General features: G+C 27.8%; 17 protein-coding genes. 6 read left to right on the top strand and 11 right to left on the bottom strand.

The window, feature by feature from the left end; translation table 11 throughout:
* Nucleotides 1–143 precede the first annotated feature (143 nt).
* On the bottom strand, nucleotides 144–1,604 hold the full coding sequence (locus GFU93_RS03365) for an aminoacyl-histidine dipeptidase (RefSeq protein WP_160567273.1): 1,461 nt from the start codon (nucleotides 1,602–1,604) through the stop codon (nucleotides 144–146).
* 327 nt (nucleotides 1,605–1,931) lie between these two features.
* Here GFU93_RS03365 and GFU93_RS03370 point away from each other — a divergent pair, with 327 nt between their 5' ends.
* The 3 genes from GFU93_RS03370 to GFU93_RS03380 all read left to right on the top strand — a co-directional run bounded on the left by GFU93_RS03370 (nucleotide 1,932) and on the right by GFU93_RS03380 (nucleotide 4,469).
* Nucleotides 1,932–3,230, top strand: coding sequence for an aminopeptidase P family protein (locus GFU93_RS03370; RefSeq protein ID WP_160567275.1), 1,299 nt, complete (start codon nucleotides 1,932–1,934; stop codon nucleotides 3,228–3,230).
* Nucleotides 3,231–3,259: 29 nt separating this feature from the next.
* Nucleotides 3,260–4,129 (top strand): cupin-like domain-containing protein, encoded by an 870-nt coding sequence (locus tag GFU93_RS03375; RefSeq protein ID WP_160567277.1) that lies wholly within the window; start codon nucleotides 3,260–3,262, stop codon nucleotides 4,127–4,129.
* A gap of 97 nt (nucleotides 4,130–4,226) precedes the next feature.
* Nucleotides 4,227–4,469: a hypothetical protein gene (locus tag GFU93_RS03380; protein WP_160567279.1), complete on the top strand. Its 243-nt coding sequence runs from the start codon at nucleotides 4,227–4,229 to the stop codon at nucleotides 4,467–4,469.
* Between the two features lie 75 nt (nucleotides 4,470–4,544).
* Here GFU93_RS03380 and GFU93_RS03385 read toward each other — a convergent pair whose 3' ends face one another.
* Together GFU93_RS03385 and ahcY are read right to left on the bottom strand one after the other, a co-directional pair.
* A complete protein-coding gene (locus GFU93_RS03385) occupies nucleotides 4,545–5,756 on the bottom strand; it encodes an acetate/propionate family kinase (protein ID WP_160542172.1) in 1,212 nt (403 codons plus the stop codon).
* Between the two features lie 376 nt (nucleotides 5,757–6,132).
* Nucleotides 6,133–7,446 (bottom strand): adenosylhomocysteinase, encoded by a 1,314-nt coding sequence (ahcY, locus tag GFU93_RS03390; protein ID WP_160567281.1) that lies wholly within the window; start codon nucleotides 7,444–7,446, stop codon nucleotides 6,133–6,135.
* Between the two features lie 300 nt (nucleotides 7,447–7,746).
* Between ahcY and GFU93_RS03395 the strand changes: the two genes are divergently transcribed.
* Nucleotides 7,747–8,529: a nitrilase-related carbon-nitrogen hydrolase gene (locus GFU93_RS03395; protein WP_160567283.1), complete on the top strand. Its 783-nt coding sequence runs from the start codon at nucleotides 7,747–7,749 to the stop codon at nucleotides 8,527–8,529.
* A 108-nt stretch (nucleotides 8,530–8,637) separates the two neighbouring features.
* Here the strand turns inward: GFU93_RS03395 and GFU93_RS03400 are convergent, their stop codons facing one another.
* Together GFU93_RS03400 and GFU93_RS03405 are read right to left on the bottom strand one after the other, a co-directional pair.
* Nucleotides 8,638–9,192: an RsmD family RNA methyltransferase gene (locus GFU93_RS03400; RefSeq protein WP_160567285.1), complete on the bottom strand. Its 555-nt coding sequence runs from the start codon at nucleotides 9,190–9,192 to the stop codon at nucleotides 8,638–8,640.
* The gene (locus tag GFU93_RS03405; protein ID WP_160567287.1) at nucleotides 9,189–9,950 is read right to left on the bottom strand and encodes a DUF3822 family protein; all 762 of its coding nucleotides are present in this window, start codon (nucleotides 9,948–9,950) and stop codon (nucleotides 9,189–9,191) included. The genes GFU93_RS03400 and GFU93_RS03405 overlap by 4 nt, the downstream gene beginning before the upstream one ends.
* A gap of 460 nt (nucleotides 9,951–10,410) precedes the next feature.
* On the opposite strand from GFU93_RS03405, the gene tig reads away from it, so the two are divergent.
* Nucleotides 10,411–11,769, top strand: a complete 1,359-nt coding sequence (tig, locus tag GFU93_RS03410; protein ID WP_160567289.1) for a trigger factor — start codon at nucleotides 10,411–10,413, stop codon at nucleotides 11,767–11,769.
* Nucleotides 11,770–12,565: 796 nt separating this feature from the next.
* On the opposite strand, the gene GFU93_RS03415 is transcribed toward tig, so the two are convergent.
* A complete protein-coding gene (locus tag GFU93_RS03415) occupies nucleotides 12,566–13,243 on the bottom strand; it encodes a hypothetical protein (RefSeq protein WP_160567291.1) in 678 nt (225 codons plus the stop codon).
* A 145-nt stretch (nucleotides 13,244–13,388) separates the two neighbouring features.
* Between GFU93_RS03415 and GFU93_RS03420 the strand changes: the two genes are divergently transcribed.
* Nucleotides 13,389–13,739: a hypothetical protein gene (locus tag GFU93_RS03420; RefSeq protein WP_105297502.1), complete on the top strand. Its 351-nt coding sequence runs from the start codon at nucleotides 13,389–13,391 to the stop codon at nucleotides 13,737–13,739.
* A 17-nt stretch (nucleotides 13,740–13,756) separates the two neighbouring features.
* On the opposite strand, the gene GFU93_RS03425 is transcribed toward GFU93_RS03420, so the two are convergent.
* The 5 genes from GFU93_RS03425 to GFU93_RS03445 all read right to left on the bottom strand — a co-directional run bounded on the left by GFU93_RS03425 (nucleotide 13,757) and on the right by GFU93_RS03445 (nucleotide 18,839).
* The gene (locus tag GFU93_RS03425; RefSeq protein WP_105297501.1) at nucleotides 13,757–14,707 is read right to left on the bottom strand and encodes an endonuclease; all 951 of its coding nucleotides are present in this window, start codon (nucleotides 14,705–14,707) and stop codon (nucleotides 13,757–13,759) included.
* A gap of 381 nt (nucleotides 14,708–15,088) precedes the next feature.
* Nucleotides 15,089–15,649 (bottom strand): hypothetical protein, encoded by a 561-nt coding sequence (locus tag GFU93_RS03430; RefSeq protein ID WP_160567293.1) that lies wholly within the window; start codon nucleotides 15,647–15,649, stop codon nucleotides 15,089–15,091.
* Nucleotides 15,650–15,817: 168 nt separating this feature from the next.
* Entirely contained in the window at nucleotides 15,818–17,857 is a 2,040-nt protein-coding gene (gene metG, locus GFU93_RS03435) for a methionine--tRNA ligase (protein ID WP_160567295.1), read from the bottom strand.
* Nucleotides 17,858–17,980: 123 nt separating this feature from the next.
* A complete protein-coding gene (locus GFU93_RS03440) occupies nucleotides 17,981–18,406 on the bottom strand; it encodes a DUF2752 domain-containing protein (RefSeq protein ID WP_160567297.1) in 426 nt (141 codons plus the stop codon).
* Nucleotides 18,407–18,464: 58 nt separating this feature from the next.
* A complete protein-coding gene (locus GFU93_RS03445) occupies nucleotides 18,465–18,839 on the bottom strand; it encodes a CD225/dispanin family protein (protein WP_160567299.1) in 375 nt (124 codons plus the stop codon).
* Nucleotides 18,840–18,975 lie beyond the last annotated feature (136 nt).

Raw genomic sequence — 18,975 nt, forward strand, 5'->3', positions numbered from 1 at the left:
AAGTAATTGACATTTTATTACCATATATTAAAATATGAGCTTATTAAAATTAATTTATTTAAGCATCTTACGGATCATTATTTATTTAATGATGGTATATCTGCAAAAAATCACTTCTTCTTAACAAGCTCATAAAAGAAATTTTATTTTACCGGAATGTTTTTAAGAATTTCCAGTAAGAAATCCCAAAATTTTTGAACCGATGATATACTAACTCTTTCTTTAGGAGAGTGGGCTCCTTTAATAGTTGGCCCGAATGAAATCATATCCATTGATGGATATTTTTCACCAATAATTCCGCATTCCAATCCTGCATGACAAGCCTGAACAGAAGGTTTCTCTCCGTATTTTTTTTCATAAATACTTTCCGCCAGTTTTAATATTTCTGAAGAGGGATTTGGCTTCCATCCGGGATATGAACCGGTTAATTCAACTTTCATTCCTCCTAACTCTAATGCAGCTTCAAGTGACGTTGCTACCCACATTTTAGAACTTTCAACTGATGATCGCGTTAAACATTGTATTTCAGCCTTACCTTTTTCCAATTTTACTCTTGCAATATTATTTGAGGCTTCAACTAATCCTTTGATATCCGGACTCATTCGAAATACTCCGTTGGGAGCAGCTTGTAGACTTGAGATAAATTTATTACTGTCTTCAACGCTCAATCCTTTTTCTACATGATCTATCTGAGAAAGCTGAATATTTAGATTACTATCTATACTACTAAATTCTGATTCGATCTCTGAATATAGTTGATTAAATTGTTCTTGTAATTTGTTTTCAAATTCAGAGGATATTGAAAATATAGCAGAAGCTTCTCTAGGTATAGCATTTCTCAAGCCTCCTCCATCAAAAGAAATCAATTGAATATTAAATTTTAAAAAATCATATAAAAAACGGTTTAATATCTTATTAGAATTACCTAAACCTTTATGAATTTCCATTCCGGAATGACCTCCATGTAAACCGGACAAATTAATTCGGTAAGTTTTAGTATTTTTATTGATTTCTTTTTCTTCATAATTTGCTTTTGCTGTAACATCAATTCCTCCCGCACAGCCTATATCAATCTCATCGTCTTCTTCTGTATCCAAATTAAGCAAAATATCTCCTGATAATATATCTTTACTTAATTCGAATGCTCCGGTTAAACCGGTTTCTTCGTCAATGGTAAATAAAGCTTCAATAGCCGGATGCTCAATATCTTTTGAAGATAAAACACTCATGATGGCAGCAACTCCTATTCCGTTGTCTGCCCCTAAGGTTGTTCCTAATGCATGAACCCAATCTCCTTCATAAGTCATTTGTATTCCTTGAGTTTCAAAATCAAAATCAACATCATTATTTTTTTGGCAAACCATGTCCAAATGGGATTGTAAAACCACCTTTTTTCTATTTTCATATCCCGGGGTTGCCGGTTTTTTTATTACCACATTTCCACAGGTATCTTCAATAGTTTCTAAATGTAAAGATGCTCCAAAGTCTTTAATAAATTTAATAACTTTTTCTTCTTTTTTAGAAGGTCTTGGTACGGAGTTCAAATCCGCAAAATGATTCCATATAGACTCGGGTTTCAATTTCTTAATAGTGTTATTATTCATGTCTTATCTTAATTAAGAGGAATTTTTATTGAACAAATTTCGTTTTTTTTATAAAAAAAACCTGCAATTTTTGTCTTTAAATACATGAAAAAAAGAAAAACTTTATTTAACTTTTAATATTTAACATTTAGGCTATTCAATGATTATTGATATTATTTAGAAAAATAGCCTTTCATTTTATAAATAATGCATTTATATGCTCTTTTGAAATAATAAATTTATCTATATAACAATAAAGTAAATAATCTAAAAAAGCTCTTTTAACTTTTCTAAAATTATAAAGAGTTGAAGTATTATTGTTATTTTTGATAAATAAAAATTAGTTAAATGAATACCAGATATAATGCTTTAGACAAAGATTTATTTATTAAAAATAGAAAAAAATTTGTCCAAAGAATGGCCCCAAAATCAGTTGCAATATTCAACAGTAATGATATTTATCCTATCAGTGCAGACAGTACTCTTCCTTTTCAACAGCAACGAGATTTATTTTATCTTTCAGGAATTGATCAAGAAGAATCTATTTTAGTATTATGTCCCTATGCTTATTTAGAGGAACATAGAGAAATGCTTTTTTTACGGGAAACTAATGAACATATTGCCATTTGGGAAGGAGAAAAATATTCTAAAGAGCAAGCAACAGAAGTTTCAGGAATTAAAAATGTGTACTGGTTACAAGATTTTGATAAAATTCTTGAAATGGTTATTGTTCAAATGGATAATATATATATAAATATTAATGAACATTACAGAGCCGAAAAAGTTGTTGAAACCCGAGAAGATAGATTCATAAAAAAATTACAAAATAAATACAGAGGTCATTGTTATTTACGAAGCAATCCCATCTTACAACATCTACGCTCAATTAAAGAACTTGAAGAAATAAACGCTATTCAACAAGCTTGTGATATAACGGAAAAAGGGTTTAGAAGGATTCTTCCATTTATTAAACCGGGAGTTTGGGAATATGAAATTGAAGCGGAGTTAATTTATGAGTTTATTAAAAACCGTTCTAAAGGTTGGGCTTATACACCTATTATAGCTTCCGGGAAAAACAGCAATGTTTTGCATTATATATTAAACAATAAAGAATGTAAAGACGGAGATGTTGTTTTGTTGGACGTGGGGGCCGAATATGCCAATTATTCTTCGGATATGACACGTACTCTTCCCGTGAACGGAAAATTTACACCCCGACAAAAAGAAGTATATCAATCGGTTTTAAATGTTAAAAATGAATCTACTAAGCTTTTAATTACGGGTAATAATTGGTACAGTTACCATGAAGAAGTGGGTAATATAATGACGGAAGAATTGTTAAAATTAAATCTTTTAACAACAGAAGAAGTTAGAAATCAAGACCCGAAATGGCCCGCTTATAAGAAATATTTTATGCACGGAAATTCTCATCATTTGGGCCTTGATACACACGATTATGGTATACTAACGGAATCATTTGTACCTAATATGGTGTTTACCGTTGAACCGGGTATTTATATTCCGGAGGAAGGATTCGGGATTAGAATAGAAGATAATGTAGTGATTCAATCGAATGGAAATCCGCATAATTTAATGAGAAATATACCTATCGAAATTGAAGAATTAGAAGATCTTATGAATTCATGATACTATAAAAAACTATAAACCTTAAACCTATGTTTACTTATAAACCTATTGACCGAGTTGAAAAAATATCCAAAGAAGATTTTTATAATCAATATTATAAACCACAAAAACCGGTTGTAATTGAAAAACTGACTGAAGATTGGCCTGCTTATAAAAAGTGGAATTTTGACTATATAAAAAAAGTTGCAGGAGATAAAATTGTCCCTCTGTATAATAATGATCCGGTTAGTGCTGACAAAAAAGTAAATGAACCGGACGCCAGAATGAAAATGTCCGACTATATTGATTTACTTCAAAAAGGCCCGACTGATTTAAGAATATTCTTATTTAATATACTGAAACAAGTACCGGCCATGCAAGACGATTTTAAGTTTCCGGACTTAGGCCTAAATTTATTTAAAAATTTACCTATGTTGTTTTTCGGAGGTGCGGGTTCCAATGTTTTTATGCATTTTGATATAGATTTAGCCAATATTTTACATTTTCATTTTGCAGGTGAAAAACAATGCATATTGATGAAACCTCAAGATACGAAGTATATGTATAAAATACCATATGCTACTATTTGCAGAGAAGACATAGATTTTGATAATCCGGATTTTGATAAATGGCCCGGATTAAAATACGTTACTCCATATAAGGCTCATTTATCTCATGGTGAAATGCTATATATGCCTGAGGGTTGGTGGCACTATATGCAATATTTAACTCCGAGTTTTTCAATGAGTTTACGATCTTTGGCTAAAAGACCTGCAAATTTTGCTAATGCTGTATTGAATATTTTCATTAAAAGGAATTACGATAATTTTATGAGAAAAAGACAGGGGCAAAAATGGATTGAATATAAAAATAATAAGGCCATACTTGATACTAACAGAGCAATTCATCTTTCAAAATAATTTTTTGATAAGTTGAGCTATAATAACCTGAATTATTTTTTGTTTTGATTAAAATTAATTATTACATTTGAGCAAAACAATATATAATAATTGTATTATGGTAACATTGCTTTATATAGGCGCTTGGCCATTTGTTAAATTTATAGGATTTATTTTATTTTTATTAATTGCCTTTATAGGTTTTTGGTGTCTTACTTTTTTAGTATGTATCCTTCCATATTGGTTAACTTTTGGTATTGCAGAAAATAAAGGTAAAATAAATGCTCATATAGCTCCTGATGAGGTGAGATCTAAAACTCTTCCTCAACAACAAAATGTAGAAGTTGTTTATACAAAATAGGTAAATTATACTCAACAAAAAACAAAAGCTGCAATAATTTGCAGCTTTTGTTTTATTATCTTATATCTTTACTATTTACATTTTCTTTAAAATGTTCAAAGTTTCATTAGCTATTTCTAATTCTTCATTAGTAGGTATTATCATTATTTTAACTTTTGAATCGGAAGCCTGAACTTCTTCTACCTTTTCCGGCCCGCTCAATTCAACATTCTTGTTTTCATCCAATTTAATACCTAAATAATCTAAGTCTTTACAAATTAATGAACGCAATTGGGCATCATTTTCACCGATTCCGGCTGTAAAAGCAATCGCATCCACACCATTTAGAGCGGCTATATACGCTCCTATGTATTTCTTAACTCTATAAGAATACAAGTCTAAACACAAAATAGCGTTTGGATCACCGTTTAAATACATCTCGTCAACATCTCTTGCATCGCTTTTTCCGGTAAGACCTAACATTCCAGATTTTTTATTTAGCAGATCATCCAATTCCTCGAATTTAACTCCGCATTCTCTAACCATGTAAAAAAGAACGGATGGATCTATGTCTCCACTTCTAGTACCCATTACTAAACCATTAAGCGGGGTAAAGCCCATTGAGGTATCAATACTCTCCCCTTTTTCATTAATAGCGGTAATGCTTGATCCATTTCCTAAATGAATAGTTATGATTTTAGCTTCTTGATTATTTAAGTAATTTACGGCCTGCCTTCTTACGTATTTATGACTTGTTCCATGCGCTCCGTAAGATCTTATCTTGTAATCTGTGTAAAAATGGTTTGGAATTGCATATCTGTATGCTTTAGGTGGCATAGTAAGATGGAATGCTGTATCAAATACAGCTACTTGAGGGGTATTTGGAAAAAACTTTTGCGCAACTTCAATACCTAACAAGTTAGCAGGATTATGTAAGGGTGCTAATGCACTCATTTCATCAATTTCGTTTTTTACTTCATCAGTAATTAAAACCGGAACGTTAAATTTCCCCCCGCCTTGTACAATTCGATGTCCTACTCCTTTTATTTCTGATGGATCATTAATAACTCCAACATCTTTTGCTGTTAACAATTCAACAATAAGTTTCATTCCTTCAACATGTGTAGGAAATTCTTGATGAATTTGTTTTTTATCTGAAATACCGTTTTTCAGATATTTGTGTGTAATAATTCCGCCAGTCGTACCTATTCTTTCTACCAATCCTTTAGCAATAACGGAGTTTGAATCCATGTTAAGCAATTGATATTTAATAGAAGAACTTCCCGCATTAATAACTAATATTAACATCCTTATAATTTTTAATGCAAAAGTATAGCTTTTAAATTTTTATGCAAAAAATTAAATGGATCTTGTGGATTAATAATTTTATTATTTATCTTACTTTAATCTTTTTACTTCATAAAAGTTAGTATTTCTAATTAATATGTTTAACAGATGATTCATTTAATTATTTTAATTAAAAATGATAAATACCCAATTAAATAATACAATTGGTTTTCTTAATAAAAAATTTAATATTTATCCAAATTTTAAGGAGTGATAAGCACCTGTTTAATTTTTTATATTAATAAATAATACTTTAAAAAACCCCTAAACATAATTAGCAAATGCAAAAAAAAATCCGGAAAAATTCCGGATCATAATTAGTGTAGTAATGAATTTATTAATATCTATATTCATCCGATTTAAATGGTCCTTTAACAGGAACTCCAATATATTTTGCCTGTTTTTCTGAAAGAGTATCCAATTCAACCCCTATTTTAGCCAGGTGAAGCATGGCAACTTTTTCGTCTAAATGTTTAGGCAAGGTATAAACTTTATTTTCATAGTTATTTGAATTGTGCCATAATTCTATTTGAGCCAGCGTTTGATTGCAAAAAGAATTACTCATCACAAAACTTGGATGACCGGTTGCACAACCTAAATTTACTAATCGACCTTCGGCAAGAACAATAATATCTTTACCATTGATCGTATATTTATCTACTTGCGGCTTAATAGTAACCTTTGTAGATCCATAGTTGGCATTTAACCAGGCCATATCAATTTCATTATCGAAATGTCCTATATTACAAACTACGGTTTTATCTTTCATATTCTCGAAATGCTTACTTTGAATAATATCGCAATTTCCTGTACAAGTAATTACAATATCAGCTTTGGTAATGGCATAATCCATCTTTTTAACTTCATATCCATCCATTGCGGCTTGTAAGGCACAAATCGGGTCGATTTCAGTAACTATAACTCTGGCTCCTGCTCCTCTAAATGAAGCAGCTGAACCTTTTCCTACATCACCATATCCTGCAACTACAACTACTTTTCCCGCAATCATTAAATCTGTTGCCCTGCGTACTGCATCAACAGCAGATTCTTTACATCCGTATTTATTATCAAATTTAGACTTGGTTACGGAATCATTTATATTGATGGCCGGTAATAACAACGTACCGTTTTTTACTCTTTCGTGCAAACGATGTACCCCTGTAGTAGTTTCTTCTGATAAACCTTTAATTCCCGGTACTAACTCGGGATATTTATCTAAAACCATATTTGTTAAATCTCCTCCATCATCTAAAATCATGTTTAACGGCTTTTTATCTTCACCAAAGAAAAGAGTTTGTTCAATACACCAGTTAAATTCGTCTTCATTCATTCCCTTCCAAGCATATACAGAGGTTCCTTTAGCTGCTATAGCAGCTGCTGCGTGATCTTGAGTAGAAAAAATATTACATGAGCTCCAAGAAACTTCAGCTCCTAAAGCTTGTAAGGTTTCAATTAAAACAGCGGTTTGTATAGTCATATGAAGACAACCGGCTATCCTTGCACCTTTCAAAGGCTGTTCGTCTTTATATTCTTTACGTAAGGCCATTAATCCGGGCATTTCGGCTTCCGCTAATTCAATTTCCATTCTTCCCCAATCGGCCAATGAGATATCCTTTACTTTATAAGGGATATAATCAATTTTTGTGCTCATACTAATAAAATTTATTCAAAGTTATTAATTTAATTCACAACTTACAACTTAAATTTATCTTTAAAAATTAATAAATTCGTAGATTTGTATTATAAAAGAATAAAATCTAATAATCCATGCAGTCAGATATTAAATTTTCGCGGAGATTGAATATAGGATTAATAAATTTTTTAGGTTATAAATTGACTATTTTTTAATATTACTAATTTGATTCTTAAATATTGATGTTAAATATATTTTATAAATTGGATTAAAGTATTTATAGTATTAAAAAAGATACGTTTTTGTAAAATTTATTGTATGATTACGAATGATTTATTTGTCAATTTAATCGAATATTCTCCTCAGTGGGAAAATTGTTCTGAAAATCTTTCTTTTTTATCATTACTTTTAGAAGATTTAACTTCAACGGATCTTATTATTTTACCTGAAATGTTTAATTCAGGTTTCAGCTTAAATCCCACTACAATCGCCGAAAAAATGGACGGTAAAACAATAGAGTGGATGATTGAAATTTCTTTAAAAAAACACACTGCTATTTGCGGAAGTTTAGTAATTGAAGATAATGGCAAATTTTATAATCGATTTATCTTTGTTGCTGAAGGAAAAATAGTAACGTATTATGATAAGCGACATTTATTTTCATATGGAGGAGAAAATCGATCTTATACAGCGGGAAATAATCGCGTTGTTTTTTCCTATAGAGGATGGAAAATTTGTCCAATGATTTGCTTTGATCTTCGTTTTCCGGTTTGGTTCAGAAATACGGAGTATTATGATTTATTGATAAATGTTGCTAATTGGCCGGATTCTCGTATAGATACTTGGGATACATTATTGAAAGCTCGTGCCATTGAAAATTTATGTTATGTTTGCGGAGTAAACAGAATCGGTTCTGAACCAACCGGGCTCAATTATATTGGTCATTCGTCTATTTACACACCCGTTGGTAAAAAGTTAAATTTAACAAATAACCGTAATGCAATTTATAGTCACATTATTTCACTAGATGAAATAAAGAAATGGAGATCTCAGTATAATTTTTTAGATGAACGAGATCATTTTAAAATTTTAAATGAATAGAAAAGAAATTGAAACAAATTTATCCTTTATGAATTTTTAAAATTATTTTAATTATAAAAACTTAAATCTTCTATAATTAAGATAATTCGTATAAACATGTATTATTGGTTATTCTTGAGATAAACTAAAAAAAGAAAATCGAACATTACCGTATTTTCTGGATTCGATAAAATTTGGAAATTCGGAAAAATCTTTTCTTGTGTTATGTTCTAAAATAAATTCTCCTTGTTCGGATAAAAAATGATTCTCAAATACAGATTTTATTAAATTTTCATATTGTTTATCGTCTAAATCGAAAGGGGGATCTGCAAATATGAGATCATATTTTTTATAGCTTTCTTTTTCTAAAAAACTAAAAACATTTTGTTTTATCACATTTACTTCATTTATTCCTAAGAGTTTAATGGTATCTTGAATAAATTTAACATGTTTTCCGTTCAGTTCTACCGAGGTTATATCTTTACAACCACGCGAAGCAAATTCATAATCTATTGAACCAATCCCCGAAAATAAATCAAGCACTGAAATATCCGATATCATATATCTGTTGGAAATAATGCTAAATAATGCTTCTTTTGCAAAATCAGTTGTGGGTCTAACCTCAAAATGTTTGGGCGCAGAAATCTTCTTTCCCTTTAATTTTCCTGATATAATTCGTATCATATATCTAATAGTGTATAATTTTCTCTTTTAAAAGTGTTTTCTTCACCGGGTACTACCTTTTGAAAAAGCTTTTCAAATTTTTTTATTGCATTCAGATGGTGCGGTATGTGGTAATAATATAATATATAGGTTGATAGATCTTGGGATAAAGTGTTTGCAATAAGTTTCAAAAAATATTCTATATCCTCAATTTTTCTGTATGGATATATGTTATATAAAATTAATTTTTGATTTTCAATGATGGATACCTCAAAATAATGATCGTAAATGTGTATAAAAAAACCATTAATGTAAAGGTTTTTGTTAATTTTTGATAAAAATTTAAATCCCGTATGAGAAATTCTTATTTTTTCGGAATAAGAGGTAAAAAGAGTTTCAATTATTTCGGGATAATAAAAAACTAAAACTAAATCAAAATTGGGTATTAAATTAAATCGTATTCCTAAATTTTCTAAATGCGGAACATTAAGATTTAAAAACTTTTCTGCAGTTCTTTCTTCAAAAAATTCATTGGGAATAAGGGTAAATTTGTCATTTAATAGTGTAATGTCTAAAAAATTACACTTGGTATTAAAAAAATTATTTTTTAAGAGTTTATGTGTTAGGGTTTCTTTATCTACTTGGTTCACTAAATTTTCATAATGTATAATTTTTTTTTCATTATTTATAATATAAGAAGCTTTTTTATCTTCAAATAAAAAATTTACTGTAGTAGATAATGATGGATTGGAGGTATGTAATCGTTTACTTTTTTTCAAAGCTTGATTATTATTATGAATAGCAAATATAAATCATATCAACATCATACACAATTTTTATATACATTATAAACTTTAAGAAATTAGTCTATGGACTGGTATTTAATTAACTAATTGCATATTTTCATGGTAAAACTATATTTTCTTTTTTAAAAATAAGTGATTGATCACATTTTTTTTATTAATCTAAATAAATTTGATTAAACCATTTATAAAACTATATAATTTAAAATCCATGTTTAACTTTATGATTTATTTATTTATACAATAGTAAACAATAAGATATTAAACATTTTTTATTAATTACTTAAAAAAATACATAAAATCTAGGAAGTATAATTTTGATAAATGACAGATTTATTGAGAATTAAATATGATTTCTGTTTTATCCTTAGTATTAAAATATTTCCATTTTTTAAATAGTTTTTGTAAATTTGCCCGCTTATAAATTAGAATATAAATGAACGTTACACAAAACAAAATAGATGATTTAAATACTATTGTTAAAATCACCATTAAGCCGGAAGATTATAAACCCAACGTTGAGAAATCACTTAATGATTATCGTAAAAAGCTGAATATGCCTGGCTTCAGAAAAGGAAAAGCTCCGATGAGTATTGTTAAAAAACAATATGAAGGTGCGGTAACTTTTGAAGAAATCAACAAAGTTTTAAATGATGCTTTAAGTAACTTCATTTCTGAAAACAAATTATCCATTTTAGGGCAACCTTTGCCCAAAGAAAATAATGAATTGGATACCAATGCTCAAGATATGACCTTTGAATTTGAATTAGGATTAGCTCCTGAATTCAAAGTTGATCTTTCTAAAGCTAAAATCCCTTATTATAAAATTGAGGCTACTGAAAAAGAGATTGATGATACTGTTGCAAGAATGCAAACTCAATTTGGAGAAGTTGTAGATGCCGACGCTATTGAAGAAGGTGGAAATTTTGTAGGAGAAGTAGAAGAAATTGATGCTGACGGAAATCCTGTAGAAGGTGGTGTAAATACTACTATAACTTTTATGGTAGACGATTTAAAGAATAAAGATTCTTTTTTAGGTAAGAAAAAGGGTGATTTAATTACTATCAAGGCTCAAGATTTATTTAATGATGTACATCAACTTCAACATTTCTTTGGGCTTTCCCATGAAGATGCTCATCACTTTAATGCCAATTTAAAAATTACTGTTGAAAAAACTTCTATTAGAACAAAAGCGGAATTAAATCAAGATCTTTTTGATAAAGTTTACGGTAAAGATAAAATTAAGAGCGAAGAAGAATTAAGAGCTAAAATTAAAGAAGAAATCGAAAATTACTATAAAAAAGAATCTGATACTAAATTCATGAATGATTCTGTTGAATGGTTATTAGATACTATACAATTCGATTTACCGACTGAATTTTTGAAAAAATTCATTAAAAGCAAGTCCAAAGAACCAATGACCGACGAAGAAGCGGATGTAGAATATGAAAAATCTGCAAAAGCTTTACGTTATCAATTAATTGAAGGTCAAATTCTTTCAGATAATCAGATAAGCGTACAATATAATGATTTGGTTGAATTCACTAAAAATCAAATGAAACAACAATTTGCAATGTATGGATATGTAGATATTCCTGATTCAGAGTTAGACAAATATGTTGCGAATGCAATGAAAAATGAAGAACATGTTCGTCAATCTTCCGGCAACTTAATTCAACAAGAATTATTCAAAATTTTTGATTCAAAAATTCAGAAAAAAGAAAAAACTGTAACTTTAGAAAAGTTTGATGCAATACTGAAAAAAGAATCAGAAGAAAAGGAAGCTAAAAAATAAGTTAAAACATTGTAGTATATATAATGATATAATGTATTAATCTCATTCTTAATAATATATTTAAACAGGCTATTTTAATAGTCTGTTTTTTTATAAATTTTATAAAAAAATAAATATCATTTAATTTATTATATGTATATTGCAAAGCAAAAAGTCACCTTTTTGTGTTAAAAAGATGACTTTTCTAATAAATACTCAATCAATTATGATCTTTCAATTTCAAAATTGAGTTTTAGTGTTAATTAATTAATAATTCTTCTAAGCTTTTAGTGTTAAAGTGTGTGTGTGTTAAGTCTTAGTGTTAATTAATAATTTTAGTGTTAAAAGCGTTAATTAATTAATTCTAATAAAGTTATTAGTGTTAAAGTGTGATAAGCTTTAGTGTTAAATTAATAATTTTTAGTTTTTAGTGTTTATATCTTTATATTATGTTATATTCTATTTAGTTTTTAATTTCTTTACGTTAATCTTTATTTTCCTTAGCCTCATTTATTTGATTACAAAGTTATAGATTTTTTTCTAATATCCAAAACCGCTTAAATTCATTTAATCAATTATTGACAAAAAACTATATATTTTCAATACTGAAAAAAAAATATTTATTTGATTATTAAGCAATTATACAACAAAAAGAGACAAAAAATGAGCAATGTTAAAATTATTATAAAATTATATGTATAAAATTTTAGAAAATTTTAACTATATATTTTATCCTTGAATATTTATTTAATAGATTTTTTTCCATATAGAAATTTATAATAGCATTATAAAAATTACTAATAGATAAATTAACTTTCTATTCTTCTTTATGCTTATTGTAGGAATCCAATATTAATTTTTGTCTAAGATCCAATAACCTTTTCATATTATGGAATACTCTTCCGGTCAAGCTTCTCACCCACCCTTTCTTTTTTAGTGAAGGAAGTATTTGTTCCAATGTATCAAAATTCTTATTCATTTTTTGAATTTCCAATCTGCTTATCTCTTCATCATCAACAATAGATGTTATTTCTTCTTCAAGCTTTTTTCTAAGAAGTTTAAGTTTTTGTTTAATTCTTATAATTTCTTCCGTATTGAAATAATCATCATATTCATCAAATTTTTCACAAATTTTGTCTATTTGTTCTTGTTCTTCAGCCAAAAGACCTAATGGAGAAGCTAATGAAATTTCATTCCAAATAACTTCCAACCACTTTTCTATTTTTATATATACGTTAGCAATTGAATCTATAATGAAATCTTCATGCATTGAAAATCTGCCGGGAACTGCTTCTCCTGAAATAGTATATTTTTCATTATCCTTATTTTTAATGAAATAATTTTCATCTTTAAATAAAATATAATATTTGGGTTCTATTAAATATATAATTTTAATAGTATTTTGATTTATATCAACTTTAAAGTCAACATATTCAAATTTATCATTCTGTTTAAAAATTTCGATAATGTTCTCTAAAAAATCTTTTTGTATCATATATTGAAGCAGTTACACAACTATTTTAATTGTAAATATAAATATTTAATCTTGAAAATTATCAATATAAAACTTTTTTTTTAATTTTGTACTATTAATAAACATACCTTATTTTTTATATATTCATTATTTTATTCATTAAATTATGGAAAATAAACATAAAACTACTATTGACAGATTATTAGATTTTATGGTTTATAAAAACCTAAATGATAATAAACTAACCAAGTTAGCAAATTTATCTGTTGGACTTATCGGAAGAGCTAGAAGGAACAAGTCGGGTTTACATACAGATACTATTGAAAAAATTTTACATACGTTTCCGGAATTAAATCCTACTTGGTTGCTTACAGGTAATGGATCTATGTTATTAGATTCGAATGATATTCCTAAAGATAAACCGGTAATGAATGAGTCAGATACCCTTATTGATGAGATATTCATTACTCAAAAAGATATTATCTATATGTTGAAAAAGAAATATTTTAAAGTATAAAATATAAAATCTTATTTTTATTTTATATTTTCTATAATAGCATATACAGGAAAGTGGTCACTATACCCTCCTAAATATCTACTTCCTGTATAGGTCCGCCAAGGGGTTCCTAATTTTTCCCTATCCGGACTTTGAAGAAATGGAGGATTAAATACATTGGAATTTGAATATCTAAGTTTGCTGTTTTCATCGAAAAAAGATTTGGAAAAAATAATTTGATCAAAAAGCATCCCTTTTCCTTCATGAAAAGTACTGTATAAATCTCTTTTATATAAATTCTCAAAGGGATTATATAATTCGCGTTCTTTTAATTCTTGTATCGTTTTTTTATTCCAAAGTTGTTGATATAAATAGGTGGTGGTAGGATCTTCATTAAAATCACCCATTATAATAATATTTGCTAAGATATCTTTATCAAAAATTTCATTAATTTTTTTTCTTAATTCGTGTAGTATATGAATACGTTTAGATACATTAATATTATTTTCTCTTTTAGAAGGTAAATGCAATACAAAAAAATGAATGGTTATATTTTCTAGTTTTCCTTTTGCATACGTAATGTCTCTTGTATAATCTCTACTACCATCACTATTAAATATAGGAATTCTTATAAATTCTGAATCTTCAATAGTAAAGAATTCTTTATTGTAAAAAAAAGCAGTATCTATACCTCTTTCATCCAATGAGTCTTTATGAACATAACCATAATTAGCTTTAAACGGAAATTCTTCAAGAAGTTCATCTATCACCTTTTTATTTTCAATTTCACATAAACCAAAAAACGTTGGTAATTTTTGAGTTTCTTCTTCTCCTATCCTACTAATGGTTTTGGCTATTTTAGCTAATTTATTTTTATATCTTGAAATGTTCCAGGAACGACTACCCTGAAAAGGTAAATCGCCAATATTTTTATTATTTCCGGATTCATATAGATTTTCAACATTGTAAAATGCAATAGTATGATGCATAAATATTTTTTATATATCAAATGTATTAATTTATTATATAATGCAATATTTATTCCCAACCGTAAGCAATAATAACTATTTTTCCACTTATTGTATTACTTATTTAATTAATTGAAAGTTTTATAGCTATAGTCTTATTTACTATTGATGTTATAATTCCCGGAATTATATTTATAAATTTATCTAATACATAAAATGGTTTTAGCAGTAATTTAGATTTATAAATATATATAATTCATAAACTAAATACTTACAGTTAAACAATGCTTAATTAGAGCATATGCACTATAGATATTGTATAAGATAATGTAAAACTTAGATAAATTATAGAATTAAATCATAATTTAGAAAAGTCAATAAATTAATTTTTAAATTACATCATCAAAAAAACGACATCCAAAATTTTTGTTGCAAATAGGCTTTAAAATTATATTCCTCTATAATTTTAGACATCTCAAAAGGTATATATACCTGATAATCATTTCTTTCATCTTGCAGTTGATTTAATATAGTAATAAAACTAATATTAGAAATTATTTTTTCACCCAGGAATGCAGATATTAATAAGCCCAGTTTGTTTACTATAATTTTAGAATTTAATAAAGATATTTGAGAAGAAGAGGCAATCAAGGAATAATATTCTTCTAATCGATCTTTAAGTAAAAAAATCAAAAATTTAGAACTTGCACATTGCTTTTTTAAATTCGTTGGATCCAAAAATAAATTTGAAACACTAAATAATATATTCATCTTTCCAATACCTTTACACATGGATTCTAGCTTTTTTTGCTCTCCTTTCTCTAAAATTAATTCAAGTAAACTAGCTGTTGTAGTATGAAGGGCTTGAATAATATTTGATTCTTTTTCCTTTGAAATTTTGGAAATATTGGATATTACTTCAGGGGTAATAAATTCAGAAATTGAATTAAATAAGTATTCCATAATTTTTAGTGTTAAAATTTAAAATAAAGAATACAAAAACTATACCAATTAATAGTTTATTATAATATATAAATAAATATCATTATTTTATTTACATATAATTTAATTAATCATAAAACAAAAACCCCAAAAATAAAGGGGTTTTTATATTATTTGAATATTCGGAAATTATTTTACAGATACACCATTTTCAATGACATCATCAGGGGTTATAAATGAAAATTTTCCATCTATATTCTTTGATAAAAGTAACATCCCTTGACTTTCAATGCCTCGTATTTTTCTGGGAGCTAAATTAACAAGCACGGTAACCTGCTTACCTACTAATTCTTCAGGAGAAAAGCTTTCTGCTATTCCCGATACAATGGTTCGAACATCTATTCCTGTATCTACTTTAAATTGCAGTAATTTATCAGCTTTTTCAACCTTTTTGGCTTCCAATATGGTACCTATTCTTAAATCAATCTTTTCAAATTCATCAAATGTGATATTATCTTTTTGAGGTTCGGTCCGATTATTATTTAGAGAAGCATTCTGTTTTTTAGAATTTTCTAATTTTTCAATTTGATAATCAATTTGTTTATCTTCAATTTTATCGAAAAGAAGGGGTATAAGATTTATTTTACTTCCGGAAGGTAATAAGATTTTACCTGATTCAAGATCTTTCCATGAATGATAAGTTAAATTTAATCCATTCATTATTTTTTGAGAAGAAAAAGGTATAAAAGGCTCAGATAATTCCCCTAGATAAGCAGCAATTTGAGCTGATACGTATAAAGTTTCTTTTACTTTTTCCGGTTCATCTTTAATTTTTTTCCACGGCTCTTGCTCTTGTAAAAATTTATTACCTAAACGAGCTAAATTCATTAAAGAACTTAAACCGTTCCTGAATTCGTAGTTAGATAAATAAGTTGATATTTCTTTGGATATTTTAGAAAGATATTCTAATTCTTCGGAATGAAAGTTATTTCCAACTTCGGGTATTTCACCATCATAATATTTATTAATTAGAACAGATACCCTATTTATAAAATTACCAAAAATTCCTACTAGTTCAGAATTATTTTTAGTTTGAAAATCTTTCCAAGTAAAATTATTATCTTTTGTTTCAGGTGCATTGGCTATTAAGGTATATCGTAATGAATCTTGCTTTCCCGGAAAATCAGCAAGATATTCATGCGCCCAAACCGCCCAATTTCTTGAGGTTGATATTTTATCGTTTTCTAAATTTAAAAATTCATTAGCCGGTACATTGTCCGGTAATATATAATCCCCATGAGCTTTCAACATAGCCGGAAAAATTATGCAATGAAAAACAATATTATCTTTTGCAATAAAATGAACCAGCTTGGTTTCTTTATCTTGCCAATAAGGTTTCCAATCTTTTCCTGTTCTTTCCGCCCATTCTTTGGTAGAGGAAATATACCCTATCGGGGCATCAAACCAAACATATAGAACTTTACCTTTTTCTCCTTCTAAAGGCACAGGTACTCCCCAGTCTAAATCTCGAGTCATGGCACGAGGTTTAAGTCCCTCTTCCAACCATGACTTCACTTGACCGTAAACATTGGGTTTCCAATCTTTTTTATGACCTTTTAATATCCAATCGGAAATAAATTCTTGATATTCATTAAGAGGTAAATACCAATGCTTCGTCTTTTTTAAAATAGGCTTTTCACCACTTAACATGGAATGAGGATTGATTAATTCATCCGGACTTAATGTAGAACCACATTTTTCGCATTGATCTCCATATGCGTTTGTATTACCACATTTAGGACAGGTTCCTACAATATATCGATCTGCTAAAAATTCATTTGCTTTTTCATCAAAATATTGTTCTGTTTCTTCTTCAACGAATTTTCCATCCTCGTATAGTTTTAAAAAAAATTCTTGAGCTGTTTTAATGTGTATAGGAGCCGTAGTACGCGAATAGTTATCATACGAAATTCCTAATTCCGTAAATGTTTGCTTCATTAATTCATGATACCTATCTACCACATCTTGAGGAGTAACACCTTCTTTTTTCGCTCTTATCGTAATTGGAATTCCGTGTTCATCTGACCCCCCTATTAATATAACATCATGATCATTTCTTCTTAAAAATCGGGCATATACGTCCGCAGGTATATATACTCCTGCTAAATGACCTATATGTAAAGGGCCATTTGCATAGGGAAGTGCTGTAGTTATAGTATATCTACTCATTTAATATTATGTTTTTTGTTTAAAAAATGCAGTATGCAATCTTTAACAAAGGTACAAAGTAACAAAATACTAAAAAAGGATTATCTTATTTTTATGTTTTTATCCTATTATATTAAATTGTCTTTATTTAGGAGGAGCTAAATATATAAATGGTTCATAAGGGATATTTCTTAAAACAGTAAAAATAATTAGAAACACTAAAATCAGTATTCCAATTTCATTTGAAAATATAAATTTGATAACATACTTTTTACTATGAAAAATATACATCTGAATTGATGCAAATAATACATATAAAAGAAAAGGTAGAAAATATATTAAAATATTATAACGTGAGGCTTGTAAAAATTCTCCATGTAATAAAAAATGAAACGCCCTTTGTCCTCCACAACCCGTACAATTTAGTCCGGTTAATAATTTAAAAAGACATGGTAATGCTAAATTTGTTTTATTGGGATTTATAACATAATAATAAATACAAAAGAAAGTAATAAGAGTTAGTAAGCTAAACCACACTAAACCTCTATTTCGAAGTATTTTGATTAACATAAATTACATAAATAATTATCAATTTATTTTTAGTTACAATAAACGGTTTAAGAAAAAATTAACCATTCTTGAACCATCCTTGGTAATAAAACATATTTCCAAAAAATATAATAAAGAGAATAAGTAAAATGTATATTAATACATTGAAAAAAAAGATAATTAAAGAAATTATTGATAAAATTCGAGTGTCTTTTGATTTTAGCATTGCTCCGAAATGATCTCCGGAATTGTAAATAGTTTTTACCTCATTAGCAAATATTATAGATAAAACACCAAATATAATTCCTATTAAACTAAAAGAAAAAATATTAAGTATGGTAGAAATTATCGCTAATACCATATGATTATTGGGTAATCTATCATTTTTTTCGTCAGTTGGAACTGTCGGAGCAGCTGAATTTTCATATTGCAAATTTGAATGTTGATCTTCCATAAATAAAATTTTTTATCATATATAATTTTCTATTGAACCAATAATTTTAAATATTTATTAATTTATGAAATATATTCTTATTTGTAAATCAATATTTAGTAAAAAAATGATTAAAATAAAAATTATTTTTTATTAA

The organism is Apibacter sp. B3546, from assembly GCF_009827885.1.
Lineage (GTDB): Bacteria > Bacteroidota > Bacteroidia > Flavobacteriales > Weeksellaceae > Apibacter.

Coding starts and splice junctions, on each gene's coding strand:
- GFU93_RS03365 (WP_160567273.1), bottom strand. CDS start 1,604: ATGAATAATAACACTATTAAGAAATTGAAACCCGAGTCTATATGGAAT.
- GFU93_RS03370 (WP_160567275.1), top strand. CDS start 1,932: ATGAATACCAGATATAATGCTTTAGACAAAGATTTATTTATTAAAAAT.
- GFU93_RS03375 (WP_160567277.1), top strand. CDS start 3,260: ATGTTTACTTATAAACCTATTGACCGAGTTGAAAAAATATCCAAAGAA.
- GFU93_RS03380 (WP_160567279.1), top strand. CDS start 4,227: ATGGTAACATTGCTTTATATAGGCGCTTGGCCATTTGTTAAATTTATA.
- GFU93_RS03385 (WP_160542172.1), bottom strand. CDS start 5,756: ATGTTAATATTAGTTATTAATGCGGGAAGTTCTTCTATTAAATATCAA.
- ahcY (WP_160567281.1), bottom strand. CDS start 7,446: ATGAGCACAAAAATTGATTATATCCCTTATAAAGTAAAGGATATCTCA.
- GFU93_RS03395 (WP_160567283.1), top strand. CDS start 7,747: ATGATTACGAATGATTTATTTGTCAATTTAATCGAATATTCTCCTCAG.
- GFU93_RS03400 (WP_160567285.1), bottom strand. CDS start 9,192: ATGATACGAATTATATCAGGAAAATTAAAGGGAAAGAAGATTTCTGCG.
- tig (WP_160567289.1), top strand. CDS start 10,411: ATGAACGTTACACAAAACAAAATAGATGATTTAAATACTATTGTTAAA.
- GFU93_RS03415 (WP_160567291.1), bottom strand. CDS start 13,243: ATGATACAAAAAGATTTTTTAGAGAACATTATCGAAATTTTTAAACAG.
- GFU93_RS03420 (WP_105297502.1), top strand. CDS start 13,389: ATGGAAAATAAACATAAAACTACTATTGACAGATTATTAGATTTTATG.
- GFU93_RS03425 (WP_105297501.1), bottom strand. CDS start 14,707: ATGCATCATACTATTGCATTTTACAATGTTGAAAATCTATATGAATCC.
- GFU93_RS03430 (WP_160567293.1), bottom strand. CDS start 15,649: ATGGAATACTTATTTAATTCAATTTCTGAATTTATTACCCCTGAAGTA.
- metG (WP_160567295.1), bottom strand. CDS start 17,857: ATGAGTAGATATACTATAACTACAGCACTTCCCTATGCAAATGGCCCT.
- GFU93_RS03440 (WP_160567297.1), bottom strand. CDS start 18,406: ATGTTAATCAAAATACTTCGAAATAGAGGTTTAGTGTGGTTTAGCTTA.
- GFU93_RS03445 (WP_160567299.1), bottom strand. CDS start 18,839: ATGGAAGATCAACATTCAAATTTGCAATATGAAAATTCAGCTGCTCCG.